This is a genomic window from Bacillus sp. P4_D3, assembly GCF_056401855.1.
In genome coordinates this window covers 1-5,331 of the sequence record NZ_JBFUIN010000222.1, presented here as the reverse complement: position 1 = coordinate 5,331, position 5,331 = coordinate 1, and the positions used below count along the sequence as shown (strand labels likewise).

Here is a 5,331-nt window from a genome sequence, read left to right as displayed (position 1 = left end):
GTTACGAGGTCCTGGGGATTTCTTTGGAAGTAAGCAAAGTGGTCTACCAGAATTTAAGGTTGCTGATATGGTGCATGATTATCGGGCGTTAGAAACAGCAAGACAAGATGCGGCGATACTAGTTGATTCAGAAGCGTTTTGGCATAATGATCAGTATGCTTCGCTGCGTACTTATCTTGATGGGACAGGTGTGTTCCAGGGAGAGAAGCTCGATTAAAAGTAGTCTGCAAAAGTTTTTGTTGCATTCTACTTTTAATGATTATATACTACTTTTAGTACCTAGTCATAAAAATGGATGGTGCGGTATGAAAAAAAGAAGAAGTAAAAAAGAAAGACAGGAATTATTACAACAAACAATAGAAACGAATCCTTTTATAACGGATGAAGATTTAGCGGAAAAATTTCAAGTGAGCATACAAACTGTTCGTCTTGATCGTATGGAATTATCTATTCCTGAATTAAGAGAACGAATTAAGCATGTGGCTACAAAACAACATGAAGAAGATGTGAAATCTTTACCGTTAGAAGAGGTTGTCGGAGAAATTATCGATATAGAATTAGATAGACATGCGATTTCTATCTTTGAAGTAAAGGTAGAACATGTATTTAAAAGAAATCAAATTGCTCGTGGGCATCATTTGTTTGCGCAAGCAAACTCACTAGCTGTTGCGGTTATTGATGAAGAATTAGCTTTAACTGCAAAGTCCACCATTCGATATATTCGTCCTGTAAAATTAGGAGAGCGTGTTGTTGCAAAAGCACGTGTTGAAGATGTAGAGAATGATAAAGGACGGACGGTTGTCAAAGTGCGTAGCTTTGTAGGAGAAGAACTTGTTTTTACAGGCACTTTTGAAATGTATCGATCTAGTAATTATAGTGAGGAAGGTAACAACTTATGAAAATCGCAATAGATGCAATGGGCGGCGATCATGCACCAAAGGCTGTAGTATTAGGAGCAATGAAAGCTATTAAGGAATACTCAGATTTACATATTACGTTAGTAGGGAAAGAAGAGGGAATTCGTCAATATTTAACGAGTGAAGAACGAATTACTATACTTCATACGGACGAAAAAATTGAATCGACAGACGAACCAGTAAGAGCGGTTCGTCGAAAAAAACAAGCTTCAATGGTACTAGCGGCGCAGCAAGTAAAAGACGGCGTAGCGGATGCTTGTATATCAGCAGGTAGTACAGGAGCTTTGATGGCAGCTGGATTGTTTGTTATTGGTCGTATGGAAGGAATTGAACGACCAGCTTTATCACCTACAATGCCAACTGTTGATGGAGAAGGTTTTGTTATGTTAGATGTTGGAGCCAACGTTGATGCAAAACCAATTCATTTATATCAATATGCAGTAATGGGCTCTGTTTACGCAGAGAAGGTAAGAGGAATTAAAAATCCACGCGTTGGACTTTTAAACGTTGGAACAGAGGATGGTAAAGGAAACGAGCTTTCAAAACAGGTCTTTGCTATGCTCAAGGATGCACCAATTAATTTCGTTGGAAACGTTGAATCAAGAGATTTATTGCAAGGTGTAGCAGACGTTGTTGTATGTGATGGTTTTACGGGTAATGTAGCGCTAAAATCATTAGAAGGAACAGCACTTGCGTTATTCTCTATGTTAAAAGAACAATTAATGAGTTCGTTTACGAGCAAATTAGCAGCAGCGGTATTAAAACCAAAACTTATGGTATTGAAAGATAAAATGGATTATTCGGAGTATGGAGGAGCGGCGTTGTTTGGATTGAAAGCTCCTGTCATTAAGGCTCACGGTTCTTCTAATGACCAATCGATATTTAGTGCGATTCGTCAAACGAGAGAAATGGTAGCGAAAGAAGTAATTCCTACAATTTCAAGTGTAATGGAGAAGGAGCCGCTTCAATAAGAGGAGGATTTGAAATGGGAAAAATAGCATTTCTTTTTCCGGGCCAAGGTTCACAGGCAGTTGGAATGGGTAGACAGTTAGCGGAGAATAATAAAGAGGTTGCGAAAGTGTTTGCAAAAGCGGATGAGGTTTTGCATGATTCTCTTTCAGAAGTTATTTTTGAAGGACCGCAGGAAAAGTTAACATTAACGACAAATGCGCAGCCGGCACTATTAACAACGAGCTTTGCAATTTTAACAGCTTTGAAGGAGTATGATATTACACCTGATTTTGTCGCAGGACATAGTTTGGGTGAATATAGCGCTCTTGTAGCTGCTGGTGCATTAACATTTGAAGACGCTGTATATGCTGTAAGGAAACGCGGGGAATATATGGAAGAAGCTGTTCCAGGCGGGGAAGGTGCAATGGCAGCTATTTTAGGTGCGGATCCGGATATGCTGAAACGAGTTACAGAAGAAGTAACAAGTGAAGGATACGCAGTACAAATTGCTAATATGAATAGTACGAAGCAAATTGTTATTTCTGGAACAAAGCAAGGAGTAGAACTTGCTTCTCAAAGAGCGAAAGAAAATGGCGCTAAAAGAGCAATTCCGCTCAAAGTAAGTGGACCGTTTCATTCCTCGCTTATGAAACCAGCTGCTGAGAAATTCCAAAGTGTTTTAAATGAAATTACAATTCAAGACACGAATATTCCTATTATTGCAAATGTTACGGCGGATGTTATTACACGTGGTACAGATATTCAAGAAAAGCTAATTGAACAGCTCTATTCGCCTGTATTATGGTACCCATCTATTGAGTATATGGTGAATCAAGGGGTAGATACATTCATTGAAATCGGACCTGGAAAAGTACTTGCTGGTCTTATGAAGTCGATTGATTCTTCAGTGAAAGCATATGCGATATATGATGAAGAGACATTAAAAGATACCATTTCAAATTTGAGAGGAGAAAGCTGATGTTAAAAGGGAAAGTAGCATTAGTAACTGGTGCTTCACGTGGGATTGGTCGTGCGATTGCCATTGATTTAGCGAAACAAGGGGCAAATGTTGTAGTAAATTATGCTGGTAATGAGCAAAAGGCGAATGAAGTAGTTGATGAAATAAAGAAATTAGGTTCAGATGCCATTGCAGTAAGAGCAGATGTTGCAAATGCTGATGATGTTACAAGTATGGTGAAACAAACTGTAGATACGTTTGGACAAGTTGATATTCTTGTAAATAACGCTGGTGTAACAAAAGATAATTTATTAATGCGTATGAAAGAAGAAGAATGGGATACAGTTATTAATACAAACTTAAAAGGTGTTTTCTTATGTACGAAAGCAGTATCGCGCTATATGATGCGTCAACGTCATGGACGTATTATTAATATCGCTTCTGTTGTTGGTGTAACAGGAAACCCAGGACAAGCAAATTATGTAGCTGCTAAAGCTGGTGTAATTGGATTAACAAAAACATCAGCAAAAGAATTAGCGAGCCGAAATATTACTGTAAATGCAATTGCCCMAGGGTTTATTGCGACTGATATGACGGATGTATTAGATGAAAATATAAAAGCAGAAATGTTAAAATTAATTCCTGCGGCTCAGTTTGGAGAAGCACAAGATATCGCAAATACTGTAACGTTTTTCGCTTCTGATCAAAGTAAATATGTTACAGGTCAAACGTTAAATGTTGACGGCGGTATGGTAATGTAATAAAAGAATCGATTTCACCTAGTTTTTTTKGACAATATTTTATATAATATTTGAGGGGAGGTGAATAAAATGGCAGATGTTTTAGAGCGTGTAACAAAAATTGTCGTTGATCGTTTAGGAGTAGAAGAAACTGAAGTAGTACCAGCTGCAAGCTTCAAAGAAGATTTGGGCGCAGACTCCCTAGATGTAGTAGAACTTGTAATGCAATTAGAAGATGAATTCGAAATGGAAATTTCTGATGAAGATGCTGAAAAGATTGCTACTGTTGGCGATGCTGTGACTTACATAGAGAGTCATCTATAATGCTTAAGTGAAGTCCCGTTTTTTAACGGGGCTTCTCGGCTTATATCTGGAGGGACCTATGCCGTACCGAAAACATAGAGAAAAAAAATACGAAACAAAATATCGTGAAGCTTTTAAAGTATTTCAAGAAAAGATAGGTATTACGTTTACAGATGAAAAATTATTGATTCAAGCATTTACGCATTCATCGTATGTGAATGAGCATCGAAAAAAACCGCATGAGGACAATGAGCGTCTTGAATTTCTTGGCGATGCTGTATTGGAACTCACTGTATCACAGTATCTGTTTCAAAAATATCCGACAATGAGCGAAGGAGAGTTAACAAAACTACGTGCAGCTATTGTATGTGAGCCATCTCTTGTTCGTTTTGCAAACGAAATGTCATTTGGTAGCCTTGTTTTATTAGGAAAAGGTGAGGAAATGACGGGTGGACGTGAACGACCAGCTTTATTAGCGGATGTCTTTGAAGCGTTTATTGGTGCCCTTTATCTTGATCAAGGGCTAGAAACAGTTTGGGGATACTTAAAAGAAGTTGTATATCCAAAAATTAATGAAGGTGCTTTTTCTCATGTGATGGATTATAAGAGTCAATTGCAAGAATTGATTCAGCGTGATGGTAGTGGCAATGTTGAGTATCAAATTTTGCAAGAAAAAGGACCGGCCCACAACCGAGAATTTGTGTCCCGTGTAACTTTAAATAATGAGGCATTAGGTCTTGGAAGTGGTAAGTCAAAAAAAGAGGCAGAGCAACAAGCTGCTGCAGAAGCATTGAAAAAATTAAAAGAACAATCATAAGGAATCCCCCTTTGAATGAGGGGGATTCCTTATGCATAGAATGAAACTTTCCTTTTATTTATAAATAAAAGGAGTGGGGAATCCGTATAGTAGCTTGTTTTCGTACAGACAACGTTTACAACAACGGAGAATAGGAGGAAGGCCTTTCGTGTTTTTAAAAAGATTAGAAATAGCAGGATTTAAATCTTTTGCTGAGCGTGTATCTGTCGATTTTGTTCCAGGTGTAACTTCTGTAGTAGGACCTAACGGGAGCGGGAAAAGTAATATTACTGATGCAATTCGCTGGGTACTTGGTGAACAATCTGCAAAGTCATTACGCGGTGCAAAGATGGAGGATATTATTTTTGCCGGCAGTGATACGAGAAGAGCGGTTAATGTTGCTGAAGTTACATTAACTTTAAATAATGAAGACCAACGCCTACCGATTGAATATAACGAGGTGTGTGTAACGCGTCGTGTATCTCGTTCGGGTGATAGTGATTTTTATATTAATAAACAATCTTGTAGATTGAAAGATATTATTGATTTATTTATGGACTCTGGTATGGGAAGAGAAGCTTTTTCAATTATTAGCCAGGGGAAAGTCGAAGAGATTTTGAGTAGTAAATCAGAAGAACGTCGTGGTGTATTTGAAGAAGCTGCGGG

General features: G+C 38.1%; 7 protein-coding genes and 1 pseudogene. All 8 read left to right on the top strand.

Annotation, left to right across the window (positions count from 1 at the left end):
- Positions 1-217: pseudogene (locus tag AC1DTM_RS17725) on the top strand (ATP-dependent DNA helicase RecG); the annotation flags it as partial.
- Between the two features lie 88 nt (positions 218-305).
- Positions 306-899 (top strand): transcription factor FapR, encoded by a 594-nt coding sequence (gene fapR / locus AC1DTM_RS17720; protein ID WP_000747352.1) that lies wholly within the window; start codon positions 306-308, stop codon positions 897-899.
- Positions 896-1,888 (top strand): phosphate acyltransferase PlsX, encoded by a 993-nt coding sequence (gene plsX, locus AC1DTM_RS17715; RefSeq protein ID WP_002160729.1) that lies wholly within the window; start codon positions 896-898, stop codon positions 1,886-1,888. The genes fapR and plsX overlap by 4 nt, the downstream gene beginning before the upstream one ends.
- 14 nt (positions 1,889-1,902) lie before the next feature.
- Entirely contained in the window at positions 1,903-2,847 is a 945-nt protein-coding gene (gene fabD / locus AC1DTM_RS17710; protein WP_002160730.1) for an ACP S-malonyltransferase, read from the top strand.
- Positions 2,847-3,587: a 3-oxoacyl-[acyl-carrier-protein] reductase gene (gene fabG / locus AC1DTM_RS17705; protein WP_477000575.1), complete on the top strand. Its 741-nt coding sequence runs from the start codon at positions 2,847-2,849 to the stop codon at positions 3,585-3,587. Before fabD ends, fabG begins: the two co-directional genes overlap by 1 nt.
- Before the next feature lie 69 nt (positions 3,588-3,656).
- Positions 3,657-3,890 carry an acyl carrier protein gene (gene acpP, locus AC1DTM_RS17700; protein WP_002014515.1) on the top strand — a complete coding sequence of 78 codons (234 nt, stop codon included), beginning with the start codon at positions 3,657-3,659 and terminating at the stop codon, positions 3,888-3,890.
- Positions 3,891-3,948: 58 nt separating this feature from the next.
- Entirely contained in the window at positions 3,949-4,686 is a 738-nt protein-coding gene (rncS, locus tag AC1DTM_RS17695; protein ID WP_016106003.1) for a ribonuclease III, read from the top strand.
- 148 nt (positions 4,687-4,834) lie between these two features.
- Positions 4,835-5,331: AAA family ATPase (locus tag AC1DTM_RS17690; protein WP_477000574.1), on the top strand; the 497-nt coding region annotated here is incomplete at its 3' end.